General features: G+C 63.8%; 24 protein-coding genes and 1 tRNA gene. 15 read left to right on the top strand and 10 right to left on the bottom strand.

Features of this window, described 5'->3' with window-relative positions:
* Positions 1-8: 8 nt before the first annotated feature.
* From SOX55_RS04470 to SOX55_RS04445, 6 genes are all read right to left on the bottom strand, one after another.
* Positions 9-743 (bottom strand): ABC transporter ATP-binding protein, encoded by a 735-nt coding sequence (locus SOX55_RS04470; protein ID WP_325286236.1) that lies wholly within the window; start codon positions 741-743, stop codon positions 9-11.
* A complete protein-coding gene (locus tag SOX55_RS04465) occupies positions 736-1533 on the bottom strand; it encodes an ABC transporter ATP-binding protein (RefSeq protein ID WP_325286235.1) in 798 nt (265 codons plus the stop codon). The genes SOX55_RS04470 and SOX55_RS04465 overlap by 8 nt, the downstream gene beginning before the upstream one ends.
* A complete protein-coding gene (locus SOX55_RS04460) occupies positions 1533-2348 on the bottom strand; it encodes an ABC transporter permease (protein WP_325286234.1) in 816 nt (271 codons plus the stop codon). The genes SOX55_RS04465 and SOX55_RS04460 overlap by 1 nt, the downstream gene beginning before the upstream one ends.
* Positions 2345-3322 carry an ABC transporter permease gene (locus SOX55_RS04455; RefSeq protein ID WP_325286233.1) on the bottom strand — a complete coding sequence of 326 codons (978 nt, stop codon included), beginning with the start codon at positions 3320-3322 and terminating at the stop codon, positions 2345-2347. The genes SOX55_RS04460 and SOX55_RS04455 overlap by 4 nt, the downstream gene beginning before the upstream one ends.
* 58 nt (positions 3323-3380) lie before the next feature.
* Positions 3381-4937, bottom strand: a complete 1557-nt coding sequence (locus tag SOX55_RS04450; protein WP_325286232.1) for an ABC transporter substrate-binding protein — start codon at positions 4935-4937, stop codon at positions 3381-3383.
* Between the two features lie 221 nt (positions 4938-5158).
* Positions 5159-6358, bottom strand: coding sequence for an AI-2E family transporter (locus tag SOX55_RS04445; protein ID WP_325286231.1), 1200 nt, complete (start codon positions 6356-6358; stop codon positions 5159-5161).
* Between the two features lie 206 nt (positions 6359-6564).
* Between SOX55_RS04445 and SOX55_RS04440 the strand changes: the two genes are divergently transcribed.
* Positions 6565-7449 carry a diacylglycerol/lipid kinase family protein gene (locus SOX55_RS04440; RefSeq protein WP_325286230.1) on the top strand — a complete coding sequence of 295 codons (885 nt, stop codon included), beginning with the start codon at positions 6565-6567 and terminating at the stop codon, positions 7447-7449.
* Positions 7446-8054 (top strand): NUDIX hydrolase, encoded by a 609-nt coding sequence (locus SOX55_RS04435; RefSeq protein ID WP_325286229.1) that lies wholly within the window; start codon positions 7446-7448, stop codon positions 8052-8054. The genes SOX55_RS04440 and SOX55_RS04435 overlap by 4 nt, the downstream gene beginning before the upstream one ends.
* A 58-nt stretch (positions 8055-8112) precedes the next feature.
* Here the strand turns inward: SOX55_RS04435 and SOX55_RS04430 are convergent, their stop codons facing one another.
* Positions 8113-9129 (bottom strand): hypothetical protein, encoded by a 1017-nt coding sequence (locus SOX55_RS04430; RefSeq protein WP_325286228.1) that lies wholly within the window; start codon positions 9127-9129, stop codon positions 8113-8115.
* Positions 9130-9271: 142 nt separating this feature from the next.
* Here SOX55_RS04430 and SOX55_RS04425 point away from each other — a divergent pair, with 142 nt between their 5' ends.
* Positions 9272-9619 carry a cupin domain-containing protein gene (locus tag SOX55_RS04425; protein WP_325286227.1) on the top strand — a complete coding sequence of 116 codons (348 nt, stop codon included), beginning with the start codon at positions 9272-9274 and terminating at the stop codon, positions 9617-9619.
* 38 nt (positions 9620-9657) lie between these two features.
* On the opposite strand, the gene SOX55_RS04420 is transcribed toward SOX55_RS04425, so the two are convergent.
* Positions 9658-10146 carry a prolyl-tRNA synthetase associated domain-containing protein gene (locus SOX55_RS04420; protein ID WP_325286226.1) on the bottom strand — a complete coding sequence of 163 codons (489 nt, stop codon included), beginning with the start codon at positions 10144-10146 and terminating at the stop codon, positions 9658-9660.
* A 139-nt stretch (positions 10147-10285) separates the two neighbouring features.
* Here SOX55_RS04420 and dusB point away from each other — a divergent pair, with 139 nt between their 5' ends.
* The 10 genes from dusB to SOX55_RS04370 all read left to right on the top strand — a co-directional run bounded on the left by dusB (position 10286) and on the right by SOX55_RS04370 (position 16615).
* Positions 10286-11254 (top strand): tRNA dihydrouridine synthase DusB, encoded by a 969-nt coding sequence (gene dusB, locus SOX55_RS04415; protein ID WP_325286225.1) that lies wholly within the window; start codon positions 10286-10288, stop codon positions 11252-11254.
* Entirely contained in the window at positions 11251-11880 is a 630-nt protein-coding gene (locus tag SOX55_RS04410) for an RNA polymerase sigma factor (protein WP_325286224.1), read from the top strand. Before dusB ends, SOX55_RS04410 begins: the two co-directional genes overlap by 4 nt.
* Positions 11877-12737, top strand: a complete 861-nt coding sequence (locus tag SOX55_RS04405; RefSeq protein WP_325286223.1) for an anti-sigma factor family protein — start codon at positions 11877-11879, stop codon at positions 12735-12737. Before SOX55_RS04410 ends, SOX55_RS04405 begins: the two co-directional genes overlap by 4 nt.
* A gap of 249 nt (positions 12738-12986) precedes the next feature.
* On the top strand, positions 12987-13472 hold the full coding sequence (locus SOX55_RS04400; RefSeq protein ID WP_325286222.1) for a QueT transporter family protein: 486 nt from the start codon (positions 12987-12989) through the stop codon (positions 13470-13472).
* Between the two features lie 119 nt (positions 13473-13591).
* A complete protein-coding gene (locus SOX55_RS04395; RefSeq protein ID WP_325286221.1) occupies positions 13592-14338 on the top strand; it encodes a TraX family protein in 747 nt (248 codons plus the stop codon).
* A gap of 132 nt (positions 14339-14470) precedes the next feature.
* A complete protein-coding gene (gene rpsF / locus SOX55_RS04390) occupies positions 14471-14767 on the top strand; it encodes a 30S ribosomal protein S6 (RefSeq protein WP_325286220.1) in 297 nt (98 codons plus the stop codon).
* A 9-nt stretch (positions 14768-14776) separates the two neighbouring features.
* Positions 14777-15223 (top strand): single-stranded DNA-binding protein, encoded by a 447-nt coding sequence (locus tag SOX55_RS04385; protein ID WP_325286219.1) that lies wholly within the window; start codon positions 14777-14779, stop codon positions 15221-15223.
* A gap of 42 nt (positions 15224-15265) precedes the next feature.
* Positions 15266-15520 carry a 30S ribosomal protein S18 gene (gene rpsR, locus SOX55_RS04380; RefSeq protein ID WP_325286218.1) on the top strand — a complete coding sequence of 85 codons (255 nt, stop codon included), beginning with the start codon at positions 15266-15268 and terminating at the stop codon, positions 15518-15520.
* Between the two features lie 70 nt (positions 15521-15590).
* Complete coding sequence (locus SOX55_RS04375) at positions 15591-16133, top strand: CDP-alcohol phosphatidyltransferase family protein (RefSeq protein ID WP_325286217.1); 543 nt, start codon at positions 15591-15593, stop codon at positions 16131-16133.
* Between the two features lie 134 nt (positions 16134-16267).
* Positions 16268-16615: a hypothetical protein gene (locus SOX55_RS04370; protein ID WP_325286216.1), complete on the top strand. Its 348-nt coding sequence runs from the start codon at positions 16268-16270 to the stop codon at positions 16613-16615.
* 151 nt (positions 16616-16766) lie between these two features.
* Here SOX55_RS04370 and SOX55_RS04365 read toward each other — a convergent pair whose 3' ends face one another.
* Together SOX55_RS04365 and SOX55_RS04360 are read right to left on the bottom strand one after the other, a co-directional pair.
* On the bottom strand, positions 16767-17420 hold the full coding sequence (locus SOX55_RS04365) for an HAD family hydrolase (RefSeq protein WP_325286215.1): 654 nt from the start codon (positions 17418-17420) through the stop codon (positions 16767-16769).
* 255 nt (positions 17421-17675) lie between these two features.
* Positions 17676-18779 carry a bifunctional histidine phosphatase family protein/GNAT family N-acetyltransferase gene (locus SOX55_RS04360; RefSeq protein WP_325286214.1) on the bottom strand — a complete coding sequence of 368 codons (1104 nt, stop codon included), beginning with the start codon at positions 18777-18779 and terminating at the stop codon, positions 17676-17678.
* A 154-nt stretch (positions 18780-18933) separates the two neighbouring features.
* Between SOX55_RS04360 and SOX55_RS04355 the strand changes: the two genes are divergently transcribed.
* Positions 18934-19110 (top strand): hypothetical protein, encoded by a 177-nt coding sequence (locus SOX55_RS04355; RefSeq protein ID WP_325286213.1) that lies wholly within the window; start codon positions 18934-18936, stop codon positions 19108-19110.
* Between the two features lie 145 nt (positions 19111-19255).
* Positions 19256-19347, top strand: a tRNA-Ser gene (locus tag SOX55_RS04350).
* Positions 19348-20103: the final 756 nt, after the last annotated feature.

Genomic DNA, 20103 nt, shown 5'->3' with positions numbered 1-20103 from the left:
CTCCTCCGTTACTCCGCGGCCGCCAGCAGCTGCCGGGTGTACTCCTCTTTCGGATGGTCGAAAATCTCGTCCACCGTGCCCGTCTCAATGACCCGGCCCTGCTTCATCACCAGCACCCGGTCGCACAGCTGATACACCACGTTCAGATCGTGGGAGATGAACAGGTAGCTCAGGTCCAGCTCGTCCCGCAGCTGCCGCAGCAGCTTCAGAATCTGGGCCTGGATGGTCACGTCCAGGGCCGACACCGGCTCGTCGGCAATGAGAAATCTGGGCCGCTGAATCAGCGCCGCCGCGATGCTCACCCGCTGGCGCTGTCCGCCGGATAATTCTGCGGGCCGGGCGGAGAGGCACTCCTCCGGCAGCTCCACCCGCTCCAGAATCTCCCGGACCCGGCGTTTGCGCTCCGGGGCGTCATACTTGCCGTAAATCCGCAGAGGCTCCTCCAGAATCCACTCCACGGAGTAGGCCGGGTTCAGGGAGCTGTAGGGGTCCTGAAAGATCATCTGCGGCCGCTTGGTGTAGTGAACCACCCGGCCCTCGTCCGGCTCCACCATGCCCAGGATGGTGCGGGCCAGGGTGGACTTTCCGGTGCCGGACTCCCCCACCAGGCCCAGAATCTCGCCGTGGCGGATGTCGAAGGACACATCGTGGAGCACCACATGGCGCTGCTTCCGGCCCAGCAGGCCGCCCTCCCGGTAGCCGCTGGTGACGTGCTGCACCGACAGCACCAGTTCGTCAGTCATGGCGCCCGTCCTCCTTTCGCTGCCGGCTGGGGATGGCGGCAATCAGCCGCCGGGTGTAGGGATGCTGCGGGTTGGCCCAGACGGCCTCCGTCTCCCCCTCCTCCACCAGCACGCCCCGCTGCATCACCGCCACCCGGGGACACAGCTTGCGCACCACGTTCAGGTTGTGGGAGATGAACAGCATGGAGATGCCGTGCTCCCGGTTCAGCTTTTTCAGCAGCTCCAGAATCTGGGCCTGAATGGTCACGTCCAGAGCGGTGGTGGGCTCGTCCAGCAGCAGCAGCCGGGGGCGGGACACCACCGCCGCGGCGATCATGGCCCGCTGCAGCATGCCGCCGGACAGCTCATGGGGGTACTTGCCGTAAACCGTCTCCGGGTCCGGCAGCTCCACCGCCGCCAGGGCCTCCAGGGCAAGGCGGCGGCGCTCCCCGGGGGGCAGCTGGGTGTGGATGAGGAGCACCTCCTCCACCTGCTTCCCGATTTTCATCAGCGGGTCCATGGCGCTCATGGGCTCCTGAAACACCACGCCGATATGGCGGCCGTGGATCTTCCGCAGCTCCGACCGCGCCCCGTGGAGCAGGTCCATGCCGTCCAGCAGAATCTCGCCGGACAGGTCGCACTGCCGCCGGGGCAGCAGACCCGCCACGCTCATGGCGGTGACGGACTTGCCGGAGCCGGACTCCCCCACCAGACCCAGAATCTCGCCGTCGGCGATGGTCAGGGACACGCCGGACACCGCCTCCCGGTCCCGGCTGTGGAATTTCACATGCAGATCGCGGATCTCCAGCATCACGCCACCCCCTTGTCCCGGCGCTGCAGGCCCTCGCCGATGAGGCCCACGCCGAACACCATCAGCACAATGACGCCGCCGGTGGCCAGGGCGTACCACGGGGCCGCCACAAACATGCTCTGGGCCTCGGAGAGCATATAGCCCAGCGACGCGTCCGGCGGCGTGACGCCCACCCCCAGAAAGCTCATGGAGGCCTCCGCCAGCACCGCGTTGTTGAAGCCGATGGTCAGGGCCGGCAGCAGCACCTGCATGGTGTTGGGGAGAATGTGCACCAGCAGGATGCGGCCGTTGGAGGCCCCCATCAGCCGGGCGCTTTTCACATAGTTCACGTCCCGCAGTCCGGCGAAGGCGGAGCGGGTGACCCGGGCGAAGCTGGGGATGAACACCAGGCCCAGGGCGATGATCACGTTGTACTTTTTTCCGGGACCCAGCAGGGAGATGACCACCAGGGCCAGCAGAATGCTGGGGAAGGCGGTGAGGGCGTCGTTGAGGCGCATCAGCGCGTCGTCCACCACGCCGCCGAAATAGCCGGTGAGGGCGCCGACGGCCACGCCGCACACGGCGCCGATGGCCACGGTGCACACGGCGATGGCGGCGGTGGAACCGGCCCCCTGAAGGACGCGGCTGAAAATGTCCCGGCCGAACTTGTCGGTGCCCATGAGGTGGGCCAGGGAGGGCGGGTCAAACTTGGGGCCCACCGCCATGGCCTGGGGATCGTAGGGGGTCCAGAACAGCCCCAGCAGGATCAGCCCCGCCGTGAAGGCGGTGAGGAGCAGTCCGGCCAGCAGATAGCCGTTGATGCCTTGTTTCTTCATGATTCCCCTCCTAACCGCAGACGGGGGTCAATGGTCTGGTTCAGAATGTCCGCCACGGTGCCCGCCAGCACCACCCAGAAGGCCAGAATCACCACAATGGCCTGCACCACCGGGTAGTCCCGGTTGGAGATGGAGGCCACCAGCATCCGCCCCAGGCCGGGGATGGAGAACACCTGCTCCACCACGATGCTCACCGCCACGATCTCCGCCATGGTCTGGGCCAGAAGGGTCACCACCGGCGTCAGGGCGTTTTTCAGCACGTGGCGCCGCAGCACGCCGGAGCGGTCATTGCCCCGGGAGATGGCGGTGCGCACATAGTCCCGGCGCATCTCGCCGTTGATGACGCTGCCCAGCATCCGCACCGTCATGGCCGCCCGGGGAATGGCGATGGCGGCGGCGGCGAACAGCAGATACCGCAGGGACCCGGCAAAGTCCTGCTCCAGCCCCGGAAAGTCGCCGGGGACGAACCATTTCAGCACAATGCCGAACCCGTAGGAGAGGATCATGCCGATGAAAAAGGGCGGAATGGCCATGCACAGCTGGTTGAACACCGTTCCCACCGCCTCCAGCACCCGCCAGAGGAGGCCGGGGCGGCCCTCCAGCCGGGCGGACCACAGGCCCAGGGGAATGGACACCGCCGTGATCAGCACAAAACTCACCAGGCTCAGCCACAGCGACACCCGCACCTTGGGGGCAATCAGGTCCCACACCGGCTGGCGGTAGCTGTAGGACATCCCCAGGTCGCCGGTGAAAAAGCCCAGCAGCCACTGGCCGTAGCGCACCAGCAGGGGCTGGTTCAGGCCCAGCTCCTCCCGCAGGGCCGCCACCCGCTCCGGGGTGGCCTCGGTGCCCAGCATGGCGGTGGCGGGGTCGCCGGAGATGATGGTAAAGGCCGCAAACGCCAGAAAGGAGACGATGACCATGGTGGCCAGCAGCATGGCGATGCGTCTGACGGTATACTTCATGGTCATCATCCCCTTTCCGGGAAAGCGGCGTCACACGCGCCGCTCATCATAATCGGTTACAGTTCGGTCACGCGGCGTACCGGACCGTGGACAGGTCCAGCACGTAAATGGGATAGAAGGTGACGCCCTCCAGCCCCTTCCGGACGGCCACCAGGTCCGCCAGGTCCTGAATGTAGACGTTGGCGGCGTTCTCCGTCAGGTTCCGCTCCATCTGCTTGTAGAGGGCGGTCTGCTCCTCGTCATCGCTGCTGGCCAGAACCTGCTGGAACAGCCGGTCATACTCATCGCTGCTGTAGTTGATGAAGTTCTTGCCGTAAGCAGAGGTAAACCGCTCCAGCAGGGCACGGGCGGTCATGTTGGAGGCGTCCACGCCCACCACGGTGGACTGGAACTGCCGGCCGGCGTACACGTCGGACACCCAGCTCTCCCACTCGATGGGCTGGATGGCGGCGTTGACGCCGATGTCCGCCAGCTGCTGCACCAGCACCTCGGCGGTGTCCATGTGGGGCTTGTAGTTGGAGGGGACGGTGATGGTCATGTCAAAGCCGTTGGGATAGCCGGCATCCGCCAGCAGCGCTTTGGCCTTGTCCACGTCCCGGGTGTAGTAGTCGGTGAGGGAGTCATCAAAATACTTGCCGAAGGCGGGGTACATGCTGGAGCCGATGGGGCTGCCGTAGCCGTCAAAGGCCAGGTCGATGATCTGCTGCTTGTCCACGGCGCAGCACAGGGCCTGGCGGACCCGGACATCGTCAAAGGGCTTCTCGGCGTTGTTCAGGTACATGGCCTGCACCAGGTTCATGGTGCCCTCCGCCACGTCAAAATCGTCGCCCAGCTGGGCAACCTGGGTGCTGGTCAGGTGGGAGCACAGGTCGATGGCGCCGCTCTGGAGGCTCATCATCAGGGTGTCGGCGTTCTCGATGATCTTCAGGGTGACCTTGTCGAGATAGGCGGGGGTGCCCCAGTACCCGTCAAACTTCTCCAGCACCACGGAGTCCTGGGCGGCGCGGGAGACAAACTTGAAGGGGCCGGTGCCCACGGGGGCGGTGTCCTGCTGGTCATAGTCCGCGGGCAGGACAGCCACGGTCAGGTAGGACAAAAATTCGTTGCTGGGCTCGGCGATGGTGATGGACACGGTCCGCTCGTCCACCGCCTTCAGCTCCTGGATAGCAGAAAACGCCTCCACCTGGACGATACCCGTCTCAGAGGCGGCGGCGCAGCGATTGATGGAATATACCACGTCCTCCGCTGTCACCGTGTCTCCGTTGTGGAATTTCACGCCGTCCCGCAGGGTAAAGGTGTAGGTCAGGCGGTCCTCGGAAACCGTGTAGCTTTCAGCAACAGCAGGGATCAGATCTCCGTCGGGAGTGGGCTTCATCAGCCCCTCGAATACGTTGAACATGACTTCTCTGGTTCCTGCCTTCACGGTTTTGTGAGGGTCAAGACTGTCGTCAAGGTCCTGGGCGATGCCCACGGTAATCTCGTTGGCCGCGGGCTGGGTCTGGGCAGAGCCGCTGCTCTGTTCGCTTCCGCTGGTTCCCTGGGTGGTGCTTCCGCCTCCGCATCCGCTGAGTACGGTGCACAACAGGGCCATCAGGAGCAGGAGGGACAGGATACGCTTTTTCATCTTGGGGTTCTCTCCTTCGTGTTTCGTGGCCGCCGGCAACGGTCGGCCCGATGGAATGTCGGCTCTATTCACTTGTCTGGGCGGCAGAGCTCCCAGGCGGGAGAATACAGCCAGGGGCGCGCAAAAAGCCGCCCCGCGGGGCCTTCCGGTCCCACAGGGCGGTATTTTACAGGAACCGCCGGGAAAATACAAGCCCCGGCAGGCAAAAAACGCGGGAAGAATCAGGATTTTTTCTCTCCGCCACCGTTGTCCGGCGCCGGAAAGTCCACCAGATACGCGGCCGTGTCGGCGGGCATGCCCCGCTCCTTCAGGGCCCGGCGGGTCAGGAAGGACACAAAGCTGTACAGGCAGGCGCACACCGGCACGCCGAAGAACATGCCCTTCACGCCGAAGAAGCCGCCGCCCACCAGAATGGCGATGATGACCCACAGGCTGGAAAGGCCCGTGGTGTCCCCCAGGATCTTGGGGCCGATGATGTTGCCGTCGATCTGCTGGAGGATGAGGATGAAGATGACGAAGTACAGCGCCTGGATGGGAGAGGCCAGCAGAATCAGGATGGTGCTGGGCACGGCGCCCAGGTAGGGGCCGAAGAAGGGGATCACGTTGGTGACGCCCACAATCAGGGACACCAGAGGCGTGTAGGGGAACTCCAGCAGCGAGCAGCAGATGAAGCAGAGGATGCCGATGATCAGGGAATCCAGCAGCTTGCCCCGGACAAAGCCGGAGAAAATCACGTCCACCCGGTGGACGCCCCGGAAAATCCACTTCACCCACGTCCGGGGGGCGAAGCCGTGGACCACCTTGCGGCAGTGGGCCGCCACCCGCTCCTTGGTGGCCATCAGGTACACCGACACAATGATGCCCACCACCAGGTCGCTGACAAACAGCACCATCTGCCAGATGCCGCCGGACACGGCGAACATCACCGTCTTGGTCTGGGGCAGCAGCTCCGTCCGCAGCCATGTGGTGATGCCGTCATAATACTCGTTCATCTGGGCGATAACCCACTGCTCCACCGTGGGGTTGGTCTCCAGCAGGTGCTGGACCCAGCCGGAGATGGTGCGGTAGTATGTCTCCACGTTGCCGATGAGCTGCAGCACGCTGCGGTACAGCTCCGGCAGCAGCACCCGCAGCAGCAGCCACGCGCCTGCGGTGATGAGGCACCAGGTCAGCGCCAGGCTCACCGCCCGGGGGCCGCTGGCGCAGAGCTTCCCCTCCGCCCGGGCCCGCTGCACCTGCCGCGGGAAAAAGTGCCGCTCCCAGAAATCAATGGCGGGGGCCAGCAGATAGGCCATGGCCGCGCCGTACAGAATGGGCGCCATGGCGTCCAGCAGCCTGCTCAGCAGCTTCAGCGCCGTCCGGCTGCCGAACAGCGTATCATAAAACAGCAAAATGGCAGCTGTGGTCAGGAATACCGCCATCCCGGCCCGCCAGTACATGCTTTTTCCCCGCAACGTCCTGTCTCCCTTCCGGTTTCCGTGTTCAGATCCCGTATATTTTTCTCTGATTTTATTTTACATGGCAGCCGACGGAATTGCAATCCCGGATTTGGCATGCTATACTCCTTGATACAGCATTTAACGGGTTCTGAACGCCCTGTATTTCCCCACTTCAAGGAGTCCGAATCATGAAAAAGAGTCTTTTGTTCATCGTCAATCCCGCCGCCGGGCGCACCCAGTCCCGAGGTCCGCTGTTTGACGCCGTCACCGCCTTCTCCAACGCGGGGTATCTGGTGCGGGTGCGGACCACCGCCGCCCGCGGCGATGCCACCGCCATCGCCAGGGATGAGGGCGGGGACTACGATGTGGTGGCCTGCTGCGGCGGCGACGGGACCCTCAACGAGACGGTCAGCGGCCTGCTGCAGCTGGAGCGTCCGCCTCTGCTGGCCTACCTGCCCCGGGGCACCACCAACGATTTCGCCTCCAGCCTGCGCATCTCCCCCCGGCCGGCGGAGGCCGCCCGGGCCGTGGAGCGCCATCAGCCCCGCGCTCTGGACGCAGGCAGCTGGAATGACCGCTGCTTTGTGTACGTGGCCTCCTTCGGAGCCTTCACCAAAAGCTCCTACTCCGCCTCCCAGGCGGCCAAAAACGCCCTGGGCCACTTTGCCTACATTCTGGAGGGCATGAAGGACCTGAACACCCTGCGACCCTATAGCCTGCGCCTGACGGCGGACGGCGAGGAGCTGGACGGGGAGTACCTGTTCGGCGCGGTGTGCAACTCCACCTCCATCGGCGGGCTGATGAAGCTGGACCCGGAGCGGGTGGTGCTGGATGACGGCAAGTTTGAGATGCTGCTGATTCCCATGCCCAAAACCGCCGCGGAGCTGCAGGAGCTGCTGCTGGCCCTGCTGAACCAGCAATATGACGCCGGCGGGCTCATCTTCCGCCACGTGTCCCACGTCTCCGTGGAGCCGGAGGAGGACCTGCCCTGGTCGCTGGACGGGGAGTACGCCCCCAGCGCCGGACGGGTGGAGATCCGCAACCACCAGGCGGCCCTGACCATTCTGCTATGACGGAGCTGCAGCGGATTGAGAGCCGCTGGGGCGGCCATGTTCCCGGCCCCATGAACGGCCGGCGCTTCGCGGTGCTGGTGCCCTTTCTGGAGAGTCCCGACGGGCTGCGGCTTCTTCTGGAGGTCCGGTCCGCCGGATTGAAGCAGCCGGGCGAGGTGTGCTTTCCCGGCGGGCGGGCGGAGCCGGGGGAGTCTTTCCCGGACTGCGCCCTGCGGGAGACCTTCGAGGAGCTGGCCATCCCCGCCGGGGAAATCCGGCTGCTGGGGCAGACGGATTTTCTGATCCATCAGAAGGGTTTTCTTCTTCAGCCGGTGCTGGGCCTGGTGTCCCCGGCGGGGCTGGCGAAGCTGTCCCCCTCCCCCGCTGAGGTGGCGGAGGTGTTCACGGCGCCGCTGTCCTTTTTCCGGGACACGCCTCCCACGCTGTCCCACTACACCCTGACGGCCCGGGCGCCGGAGGACTTTCCCTACGCCCTGGCCGGCATCCGCCCGGACTATCCCTGGGGCGGCTCGGAGGTGGAGGTGCCGGTGTGGCAGTACGAGGGCCACGCCGTCTGGGGCCTCACCGCCCGCATTCTGCGCCATATTCTGGCCGAACTAGGCTGAGAACAGTATCCCCGCTTTTTCAAACAACAATCCCCCGGAGACTCTCCGGGGGATTGTTTCACGTTCCGAAGCACAGCCGCCGCAGCCCGTCCAGATCGCTGTCCGCCAGCGGGGCGAACCACTCCGCCCCCAGAGCCGCCTTCCGCTCCGCCGGGCCGTCGCACAGGCGGTTCAGCGCCCGGCACAGGGCCTCGGCAAACCGGGGATCGTTCAGGGCGGCGTCATGGGGCGTCACCGCCGCCGCCACGCTGACCAGCCGCTCCGTCTCCGCCAGCGCCGTCACTTCCTCCGCCAGGGCCTCGCTTCTGCCGAAGCCCCGGAGGCCCCCCGCTGCCGTGCGGTTGGTCTCCTCCGTCCAGGCGGCGGCGTAGGCCTCTTCCGCCTCCGGCGTCAGGGGCAGCAGGTCAATCTCCCCTGCCGCCGCGGCGCGCAGCAGCTCCTCCCAGCCGCCGTAGGCTGTCACAGAGGACAGGTCCCCGATGCCGCTTCCTTCGTAATGGTCCTCCAGCCACAGCTCCAGGCACTGATATCCCCCCAGGGAGTCCACCCCCAGCACGCCCCACCGGGCGTGGTCCAGCTCCTGCCAGGTCAGCGGCCGCTTTTCCGCCAGCGCCGCCAGCGTCCGGCCGTACTCCGTGGGGGCGGCGCAGACCCGGGCCATGGTTCCGGCGGTTTCAGACCCCTCCCGGGCGTCTCCCAGAATCACCGCCGCGCCGCCGCCGAACCGCGCCAGCTCCTTCGCCGGCAGGATGGCCAGCATCACGCCGCCCTTTCCCACTGCCTCCGCCATGGCGGCATGGGAGGCGCCGTAGGTGAGGGACACGGCCTCCACCGTGACCCCCTCCGCCGCCATGGCCGCGGGCAGCCCCTCCAGGGCCGCCCGGGCGGCCTTCCGGTCCACCTCCCGGGGCAGCTCTACCGTCAGCTCCCCGATGGCCAGCGGTTCCTCCGCCGGAGCGGAGGAGGACGCCCCCGGGGCAATCTCTCCGGAAGAGGAGGCCGCCGGGGCGGTCTGCCGGCTGCAGCCTGCCGTCAGCAGCACCGCCAGCAGCAGAATCCACAATGTTTTTCTCATGTTTTCCTCCCCTTTTTTCGCAGCTGTCCCCTCCGCCGTCTGGACTTCCGGCAGGAAATCTGCTAAACTGTTGTCACTTGATTCTACCATCTGCCCTTGCGGGGCGCAAGGCCCCGGGCAGAGAGAAAAGGAGCGATTTGAGATGTATACCCCCGCCGAAAACGTAACCCGCCGCAACATGGAAGGCGTTCAGAAGGGCATCGGTGTGTCCAAGTTCCTGGACCTGGCCACCAAGGAGCAGATGTACGGCCACGCCCGCCTGTTCTCCCAGATCACCCTGGATCCCGGCTGCTCCATCGGCTACCACATCCACCAGCATGAGACGGAGTTCTACTTCATGCTCCAGGGCGAGGCCGCCGTCAACGACAACGGCACGGAGATCACCCTCCGTCCCGGCGACGTCACCGCCACCGCCCACGGCGAAGGCCACAGCATTGAAAACCGCACCGATGAGCCGGTGGTGTTCGTGGCCCTCATTGTGATGGAATAACCGCATTCTGAAAAAGCGCCGCGGAAGCGGCGCTTTTTTCACAGCTCCAGATACTCCACCGGCACTCCCCGGCGGCGCAGCAGCCTCTCCAGGTCCGCCGTCCCCAGGCAGACGGTGGCGGTGTTCTCGTTGGGGTGGACGGCGATGGAGCCGCCCCGGAACACCCCGTCCAGCAGCAGGCGCACCCGGTGATCCGTGTCATTCAGCAGCCCGAAGGGGGTGACGGACCCCTTCTCCAGGCCCAGCAGCGCCTGCAGGTCCGCCTCTGAGGCAAAGGTCAGGGGCCGGCTCTCCAGGGTGCGGCGCAGGGCTTTCAGGTCCGCCCGCCGGTCCTCCCGCAGCGTCAGCAGCCAGTAGTTCCGCTTTTTGTCGTCCCGCAGGAACAAATTCTTCGCCACCCGCGCCTGAAAGGGCAGGCGCAGCCGCTCCATCTCGCCGATGGTGTACACCGCCGGGTGCTCCGCCAGTTCATAGGGAATTCCCTCCCGCTCCAGCAGCGCCAGCACGTCATTCCGATTCATGGCCATCCTCCGCACCTCCGGTTCTGATTCAGTGCTATCATACCGCCGGAGGCTCCCTTTTGCAACCGGCGGACAAGGGGGCTTTGCTTTTTTCCGCCGGGTATGGTAGACTGTTGATGATTTTCGAGGAAAGGCAGGTGCTCCCATGGATATCGGCAAGGTGCATATCGACTCCCGGCTGGCGCTGGCCCCCATGGCGGGGGTGACGGACGCCGCCTTCCGGCAGATCTGTTCGGAGCTGGGCGCGGGCTATACCTGCACGGAACTGATCTCCTCCAAGGCGCTGGTGTATCAGGACAAAAAGACCCGGACGCTGCTGCGGCCCTTCCCCGGGGAGCACCCCTTCGCGGTGCAGATTTTCGGCAGCGACCCGGTCTGCATGGCGGAGGCCGCCGGCATCGCCCTGGAACTGTCCGGCGCCGACGTGGTGGACATCAACATGGGCTGCCCCATGGGGAAAATCGTCAACAACGGCGACGGCTCGGCACTGATGAAAGACCCCGAGAAGGCCGCCCGGATTGTGGAGGCGGTGGTGGGCGCGGTGTCCGTGCCGGTGACGGCCAAAATCCGCCGGGGCTGGGACATGGGCAGTTGCAACTGCGTGGAGCTGGCGGTGCTGCTGGAGCAGGCGGGCCTTTCCGCCATTGCCGTCCACGGCCGCACCCGTGCCCAGATGTACGGCGGTCAGGCGGACTGGAACTGCATCCGTCAGGTGAAGGAGGCGGTCCGGATTCCCGTCATCGCCAACGGCGACGTGTTCGCCCCGGAGGACGCCCCCCGCATCCTGCAGCACACCAAGGCGGACATGGCCATGATCGGCCGGGGCTGCTTCGGCAATCCGTGGCTGTTCCAGCAGGCCAAAGCCGCCCTGGAGGGCGCCCCCATTCCGCCGCTGCCGCCGCTGAGTCAGCGGTGCGACACCGTGGTGCGGCAGATTGAGCTGTCGGCGCAGCAGCGAGGCGAGCGGGCGGCGGTGCTGGAGGCCCGGCGCCACTACTGCTGGTATCTCAAGGGCGTGCCCCACGCCGGATATTACAAGGAACAGATCGTCCGCATGAACACGCTGGAGGACGTATATCAAGTGACGAAAGGGATCAAGAGGGATTTGCGATGAAACCGCCCAATCAGCCCGACCCCCGGGAAGCGGAGTGGATCGCCGCCGCGAAAAAAGGCGATCAGGATGCCTTTGCCGCCCTGGTGCGGCAGTACGAAAAGCGGGTGTTCGCCCTGACCACCCGGCTGTGCGGCAACGCCGAGGACGCCCAGGAGGCGGCTCAGGAGGCCTTTCTGGCCGCCTGGCAGGGGCTCCCCTTCTTCCGGGGGGACGCCAGCTTCGCCACCTGGCTCTACCGCCTGACCCACAACGCCTGCATGGACCTGCTGCGGCGGGAGCAGCGCCGCGCCGCGGCCGCCGGGCCGTCCCTGGACGACGAGGAGCTGTCCTTCGAGGTGTCGGACCCCGGTGAGGGACCCCAGGAGGCGGCGGAGCGGGCAGAGCTGCGGCATGCCATCGAGCGGGGGCTGCAGTCCCTGCCGGAGGGCTACCGCTCCGCCCTGATTCTGCGGGAGCTGCACCAGCTGTCCTATGACGAGATCGCCCAGACCACCGGCACGGACCTGGGCACGGTGAAGTCCCGCATCAACCGGGGACGGAAGCTGCTGCGAAAATTTCTGGTGGAAAACGGGAACTTTTCTCCGCCGCGGCCGTCCAATCATACAGAAAAGGAGGGCTGCAAATGAAATACTGTGAAGACTACGCGGCCCTGCTGGACGCTTATTTTGACGGCGAGTGCACCCCGGAAGAGGCGGAACGGGTCCGCGCCCACATTGCCGGCTGCCCCGGTTGCCGCGCCTATCTGAACGAACTGGCCCTGCTGCGGGACGCCTTCCCCGACGAGGAGGACACGGAGGTCCCCGAGGGCTTTGCCGACGGCGTCATGGCCGCCATCCGGGCGGACGCCGCGCCGCAAAAGCGGCCCGGCCGCTGGAAGCGCCTGGTGCCCATGGCCGCCTGTCTTGCGCTGATTGTGCTGGCCGTGAACCAGCTGCCCCCCATGACCGGCGGCAATTCCTCCAGCACCGCTGCCGCTCCCGCCGCCGCCCCTGCCGCCGCGGCAGCCACCGACAGCGCCGCCGCGGGCACGGACATAGCGGAAGCCTACGCGGAACCCCGGACCGGGGAAACGCCCCAATTCTTCACCGCCGCGGCGGGGAACGCCGGGGAAAACGGCGCCGCGGAGAGCGCTCTCCAGGCGGAGGAAAAGGCCGCCGTCGAGACGGACACCGCCCCCGCGGAGACCCCGGCCGCCCAGGCGCCCCAGGCTTCCGCCCCCCCGGCGGAGGCCCCCGCCGCCGGCACCACGGCCGTCACCGCCGCGGAAAGCGCGGAAAAGGTCTGGCTGGCCCGGCTGACCGTCACCGCCGCCCAGGCGGAGGGCCTGGCGGACAGCTGGACACCGCTGGACAGCAGTCCCGAGGGGGACCGCTACACCCTGACCCCCGCCCAGCTGGAAGAACTGCTGGCCCTGCTGGGGGACGACGCCCCGGCTTACGAGCCCGGCGAGGGAGAGCTGGCGCTGGTGACGGTGGTCCCGTAAACTGCAGAAACTAAGAGGGAATCGTGATTTTTCACGATTCCCTCTTTTCTTTTGGAAACGGCCGTGGTATAATCCCGCCTGACAGGTTTCCACACCCCCTGTCCAAGCACCGGGCTTCCCGGTGTTCGTTCGGCGGTCTCCGGACCGACCGTTCTCTAAACAAAAAATGGAGGCTGCGCGGGCCTTTTCCCGCGTGTTTTGCCGCGTGCATCCGAAGGCCTCCCACATTTCAGAAGGAGGTCTTTTCTCATGTCCAGATTCACCACCCGCCAGCTCACCACCGCCGCCGTCATCGCCGCCCTCTACGCGGTGATGGCCTACTTCGCGTCCGTTTTCGGCGTGGCCTACGGCCCCGTCCAGTGCCGCTTCTCCGAGGCGCTGTGCGTGCTGCCCTTCCTGATGCCCGAGGCCGTTCCCGGCCTGTTCGTCGGCTGCCTCATCGCCAACCTGCTGAGCCCCTACGGCGTGCTGGACATTGTGTTCGGCTCCCTGGCCACGCTGCTGGCGGCCATGTGGACCCGCCGCTGCCGCTCCCGCTGGACGGCTCCCCTGCCTCCGGTGATCTGCAACGCCGTCATCGTGGGCGGCCTCATCGCCTACTACGAGGCCGGCTTCTCCGCCGCCTTCCCCGCTGCTTTCGCCTACAATGCCCTCACCGTGGGCCTGGGGGAGGCCCTGGCCTGCTATGTGCTGGGGCTTCTGCTGCTGAAAGCCGTGGAAAAATTCCGCCGCTGAACACCTTTTCCTCCCGCCGTCCCCGGCGGGAGGTTTTTTGTTACCGTTTTGTGATGGACCTGCCGGCCTTTCCATGGTACGATGACCCCGCAATCTCACCATTCGACTGGAGGTACCCCATGAACCACCGTATCATTCCGGAAACCACATCCTGCTCCCTGCACCTGCTGGCCATGGCCTTCATGCTCTGCGACCACCTGTGGGCCACCGTCATCCCCGGCAACGAATGGCTCACCTGCGTGGGACGGCTGGCCTTTCCCATCTTCGCCTTTCTCCTGGTGGAGGGCTATTTCCACACCCACAGCCTGAAGCGGTACGCGGGCCGGCTGTTTCTGTTTGCCCTGCTCTCGGAGGTGCCCTTCGACCTGGTGATGGGCAGCACGGTATTCTATCCCGTCCACCAGAACGTGCTGTGGACCTTTCTCATCGGCCTGGGGCTTATTGCCTGCAACGAATGGGCCAGGGGAAAGGGACAGCTGTGGCTCCGGGGCCTCACCGCCGCGGCCACCGTCATTCTAGGCTTTCTGCTGGGGCTGGTGTCCTTCGCCGATTTCCACTTTGCCGGGGTATTCATGGTCCTGACCTTCTACTTCTTCCGGGGCCGCCGGTGGTGGAACCGCCTGGGCCAGCTGCTGGCCATGGCCTTCATCAACCTGGAGATTCTGGGCGGACTCAGCTATCCCGTGAGCCTGGGGGGCTTCTCCTTCTTCTTCCCCCAGCAGGGCTTCGCCCTGCTCTCCCTCCCCCTGATCTGGCTGTACCGGGGGCGGCAGGGTTACCACAGCCGGGCCTTTCAGTACGCCTGCTATGCCTTCTATCCCGTCCATCTGTTCCTTTTGTGGCTGCTCCAGGGGGTATTGACCTGAATTCTCAGGAAAAATCAAATTTTTTCTTGACATTTGCGGCATTTTCGGTATAATAGTCTGGCTTGCAGTATGCAGGCAATCCTTGCCCTCACCGGAGAGTGAGGGCCATCAGTCCAAAAGGAGGTGCAAAAAATGGCTAAGGTTTCCGCCAATTATGAGGTCGTCTACATCATCGACCCTGCACAGGGTGAGGAGGGCATTGCCGCTCTGGTGGCAAAGTTCAAGACTCTCGCTGAGCAGAACGGCTCTGCCGTGGAGGTCGAGGAGTGGGGCACCCGCAAGCTGGCCTATCCCATCAACTACAAGGAAGACGGCTACTACGTGCTGATGAGCTTCACCAGCGAGCCCGCTTTCCCCAAGGAGCTGGACCGTATCCTGCGTATCACGGACGGCATCATGCGTTCCCTGATCGTCTGCAAGGGCGAGTAAGGAGCAATCATGCTGAACAAGATTATCCTCATGGGTCGTCTGACCCGGGACCCCGAGCTGCGCCGCACCCAGAGCGGCACGGCGGTGACGTCCTTCTCCCTGGCCGTGGACCGGGACTTCAAGTCCCAGAGCGGCGAGAAGGAGACGGACTTCATTGATATCGTTGCCTGGCGCTCCACCGCGGAGTTCGTCAGCAAGTACTTCACCAAGGGCCGCATGGCGGTGGTGGAGGGCCGGCTGCAGATCCGCGACTGGACCGACCGCGACGGCGGCAAGCGCCGCTCCGCCGAGGTGGTGGCCGACAACGTGTATTTCGGTGATTCCAGAAGGGACTCCGCCGACGGCGGCTACGCCCCTTCTTACAGCGCCCCTGCTCCCGGCCGCTCTAATCCGCCGGTCAGCGGGCATTCCGACTTCGCCGAGATCGGCGAGGAGGACGGCGAACTGCCGTTCTGATGCGCATCTACGCGCCAAATTCTTTAAAGGAGGAACTTATCCATGCCTATGGATCGTGAAAATCGGCCCGCTCGCCCGATGAACCGTGGCAAGCGCCGCAAGGTCTGCCAGTTCTGCGCTGAGAAGTGCGAGCAGATCGACTACAAGGACGCCGCCAAGCTGCGTCGTTTCGTCTCCGAGCGCTCCAAGATCCTGCCCCGTCGGACCACCGGCACCTGCGCCATGCATCAGCGCCAGCTGACCGAGGCCATCAAGCGCGCCCGTCAGATCGCTCTGCTGCCCTACGTGACCGACTGATTGCAGTCTTTGACAGCGCCTGTCCGCGGACAGGCGCTGTTTTATTTTCACCCGGAAAGGAGCGATGCCCGTGAAGGTGCCTGCCCCGGCGGATCTGGTGACCCTGGTCCGCTTCCCCGCCGCCCTGGGGCTTCTGTGGGCGGAGCCTCTGTCCCCGCCCTTTCTGGCGCTGTACGCTCTGGGTGGGCTTTCGGACCTGCTGGACGGCCCCATCGCCCGGCACACCGGCACCGCCGGTGCCTCCGGCGCCCGGCTGGACAGCCTGGCCGACCTGGTGTTTCTGGCCGCCGCGCTGGCGCGGCTGCTGCCGGCGGTGCTGCCGCGGCTGCCAGGCTGGACCGCAGCCGCCTGCGCCGCCATCGCGGCAGTCCGTCTGGCCGCTTACGCCGTGGGGGCGGTCTGGTTTCACCGCCTGACGATCCTCCACACCGTGGCCAACAAGGCCACGGGGCTTGCCCTTTTCGCCGCGCCGCTGGCGCTGCCCTTCACGGACCTCCGGCTGCTGGCCGCCGGGCTGTGCGCTCTGGCCGCCGTGTCCGCCATGGAGGAGCTGGTCTGCGTGGCGACCATGGAGGAATACGCCCCCGACACCCTCTCGGTCTTTCACCGGTAAACGGACGCGGATCAGCCGGACTCCCATAGCCATATTTTTTGGTAAATGGCGTAGATTACGGAGTGAAATGATGCTATACTGCCATTTGAGCAGAGAAGCAGTCATACGGATCGATGATACTGGAGGCAGCGAACATGATGAAGCTGTTGATTCTTACAGTATGGATACACTTGCCGCTGCTGCTGATCCTGGCGGGAATCAGCTTCGGCATCGCGCAATGGATTTTAGAGCGGTATGGTTTCGGCAAGCCTTTCAAAGTGGCTTTTCTGCTGCTTTCATTGGTCCTGACTGCCGGAATGTTATACGGAATTCTGCGGTATTGCGGGATCATCCTCTTTCCGAATGATAATTCCGGTTCATGGAACTGGTTTGACAGCAGTTACCGTGACGACGGATTCCGTCATATTGCGCGCTGCGGCTCTGTTTTCGCGGGAATCGCCGCCGCGGTCATTCTCCACTGTAAAAAGGCAATTGCCGATTAAAATGCCGGTTCGCGGGGCAGATTCTCCGGAATTCAAAATACAGAGTATCGGCCTGTGCCGCGTGAAAAAGTCCCCACCCCATTTTGAATGGGGTGGGGACTTTTCATCCCTGAACCGCATGGCATCGGCGCCGTGGGCTCCGTACTTTTCGTTATTCGCCCAGAATGACGGCCCGCAGCTCCGCCGCGGTGTCCGCCAGATAGCGGGGGGCGCAGCTCTCCAGCTCCTGCCGGGACCGGAAGCCCCAGGTGACGCCGCAGGCGGGCAGGCCCGCGTTGCGGGCGGTCTCCATGTCCACGCCGCTGTCCCCCACATAGAGGGTGGACGCGGGGTCGGCCTCCAGCCGCCGCAGAATCAGCGCCGCGCCGGCGGGGTCCGGCTTGGTGGGGATGTCCTTCCGCTTGCCCAGAACCATTTGGAACACACCGGGGAAATAGTGCTCCACAATGGTCTGGCTGAACTCGTCCGCCTTGTTGGAGCACACCGCCAGCTTCACGCCCCGTGCCCGCAGCTCCGCCAGCAGCTCCGGGATGCCGTCGTAGGGCTCCGTCTCGTCCGTGCTGTGCTTGCCGTAATACTCGGAGAACTGGGACAGGGTGGACATCATCATCAGGGGACTGCGGCAGTTGTCCGGGGAAAACCGCTCCACCAGATTGGGGATGCCGTGGCCCACCATTTTCCGGAACTCCTCCAGGGTGTGCTCCGGCCAGCCGTTCTCCCGGCAGACGTGGTTTCCCGCTCCGGCCAGGTCCCGGATGGTATCCAGCAGGGTGCCGTCCAGGTCAAAAATCACCGTTTGAAACATGCGCGCGTCCTCGTTTCGTCAGTTTTTTCTTTCCGCATTATTGTATCAGCACGCAGGATTTTTCACAAGCGGCAGACAGGACAAAACCCGCCCCGGTTTCCCGGCGGTTGTGGGTCAATTTGTCACAGATTCCGGCATATTTCGCCGTCCGGAGGGCCTCACGCCGCCAGCAGCGCCGCGCCGGACGGCGCGAAAATACCCGCGGCTTGCCGGTCAGCCGCGGGTATTTTATGCAGCCTTTTGGGGGAATATGTCTCAGCCGAACCGGGGCAGGTCCCGGAAGGCGATGTCCTTTTCCAGCACCCGCTCCCCCGCCGCCGTGGTTTCGCCGGTGGGACGGAAGCCGTAATCCGTGAAGAACCGCAGGGCCGTTTCGCTGCCCTCCGGCAGGGAAACGCACAGCGTCTCCCTGCCCAGGGGGCGGTAATACATCACCGCCTGGCCCAGTAGCTGAACGCCGTAGCCCAGGCAGCGGTGCTCCGGCACCACATAGAACACCGGCAGCCAGCCCCGCTTCCGGTCCGCCTCCCGGTCCGGGTCCGTCCGCACCGCGCCCACCGGCCTGCCGTCCAGCCAGCCCAGCAGCGCCGGGGCATTTTCCGGCACCTGCGGAACGCAGCCGCTGTCCCCGGCCGCGGCGGCGGTCCAGCGGTTCAGCAGCTCCGCCTGCTCCCCGGCTGCCGGCGCGGTGAAGATCAGGCCCGGGTCCAGGGGCTTCGCCTGCCGGCCGCTGTGCTTCCGGGTCAGATCCTCCGTCAGGTGGGTCACGTCGTCCCGGTATACCACCCGCAGTTCCTCCCCGTCGGCCTCCAGCAGGGAAACCGCCGTGTTGGCTCCCAGGGGCGTCCGGCCGATGGCGTCAATGCCGATTCCCTGCAGCGTGGCCAGCAGAATGCGGATGGCGCAGCCGTGGGAGAACACTGCCGCCGTCTTTCCCTCGTTCTCCCGGGCGATGGTCCGGACGGCATCAAGCACCCGGTCCCGGACCTGCTCCGGCGTCTCCGCGCCGGGGACCTGCCATTTGTCCAGGCGGAAGGAGAAATTCTTCATCTGCTCCGGGTCGTCCCGGGCGATCTCGCCCCAGGTTTTCTGCTCCCAGCTGCCCACGCAGATCTCCCGCAGCCCCGGCACCAGGCGCAGCGGCAGCTGCCGTGGGATGTAAATGGCGCCGGCGGTGACTTGGGTGCGGTAGAGGTCGCTGCTGTACACCCCGTGGATTTCCACGCCGTCGAACCGCCGCCGCAGGGCCTCAATCTGGCGGAAGCCCCGGTCGGTGATGAGGCTCTCGTGCTGGCCCTGGGCAATGCGGTAGAGATTGCCCTCCGCCTCCGCGTGGCGGATCAGGTAAATCTTCGTCATCTTCGTCACTTCCGTTCCCGCCCCGGCCGGGGCGATTTTTTGTTCGTTCAACATTATATATAATTTTCCTGCCGCTGACAAACCAAATTCCCCCTGTGTTTTTTCCCCTCCTTTCGTCAATACTACACACATGCCGATAGAAGGAGTGACTGAGATGAAAAGTGATACCGGGTTCTGGTTCGGTATGGGCGCCGGCATGATGGCCGGCGTGACGCTGGGGCTGATGATGCCCATGGGCCACCGGCCAAAGACAGAGGTGGGAAAGCGGATCCAGAAAATGGGTGTCGCCGTGGATCACACCGTGGACAACATCATGTCCAATCTGCGCTGAGCGTCGGCGCAAGCCGGGCGGAGGGACCTCCCTCCGCCCGGTTTTCCGATATTTTTCGATTTCCCGAAAAATAGTCCTTGACTTTCCGCCGTTCTTTGCTATAATAATAACGCTGTCGCTTGACAGCGGCAAGTGAATACCGTCTGGAGAAGTCGCCTAGTTGGTCGAGGGCGCATGATTGGAAATCATGTAGGCTCCTAAAGGGTCTCGAGGGTTCGAATCCCTCCTTCTCCGCCACAAGAAAGCACCGGATTTAACTGAAAGTGGTTAAATCCGGTACTTTTTTCTTGAATTGATTTTTTCGATTTTTCCCAATTTTTCTTGTTTTCTAAAAATCTTCTAAAATCCGCCATCATCAGTTGCTATGGCAGCAGCTATTATTCTGTCCGAACTACGAAGTTGGTCACTATCGCCCGTGTAGACTGCTGGGAATTCATGGTTTCTGCAGGCTAATTTCAAACTAACGTTAGCGATGCAATGTAGTTACTTACTTCACATCCGACTTCATCTGTACATCCATCCTTAGCATAGTCCTGTATAGTCGGTAGTACATCTTTTTTGTATATTCATCCCATCCATCCAACAAGTAGCACGAGCAAAAATAGAAGTTCTATGCATAATATCCATCCATGAATATCCATTATATCACTACCTTTCATATTTATTAATCATCATCATTAAACTGCAAAGGGATCAAAGTAAGAACAAATAGGGCCATAGCTATCATTGCATTAAAGAAGCATATTTCTTCATCAACAAAAAGAAGAAAATAATAATTAGGAATATTTATAAGATTCAATAATATCGTCGTCCTTACCTTTTTCATTTATTAATCATCTCCTTTTTTAATTATGGGTTGATTGTAAAATCAAGTTGGACACTTGAGTAAAAAATCCATAGTGATTTCTCTCCCCGTGGTAGAATGAAGTTACCACACAACTTCTACAGAGGGAGGGCAATCACTATGGACTGCCATCATTGTATCACAGAATC

The organism is Dysosmobacter sp., assembly GCF_034093755.1.
Classification (GTDB): Bacteria; Bacillota; Clostridia; order Oscillospirales; family Oscillospiraceae; genus Oscillibacter.
This window is presented reverse-complemented; position numbering and strand designations above follow the sequence as displayed.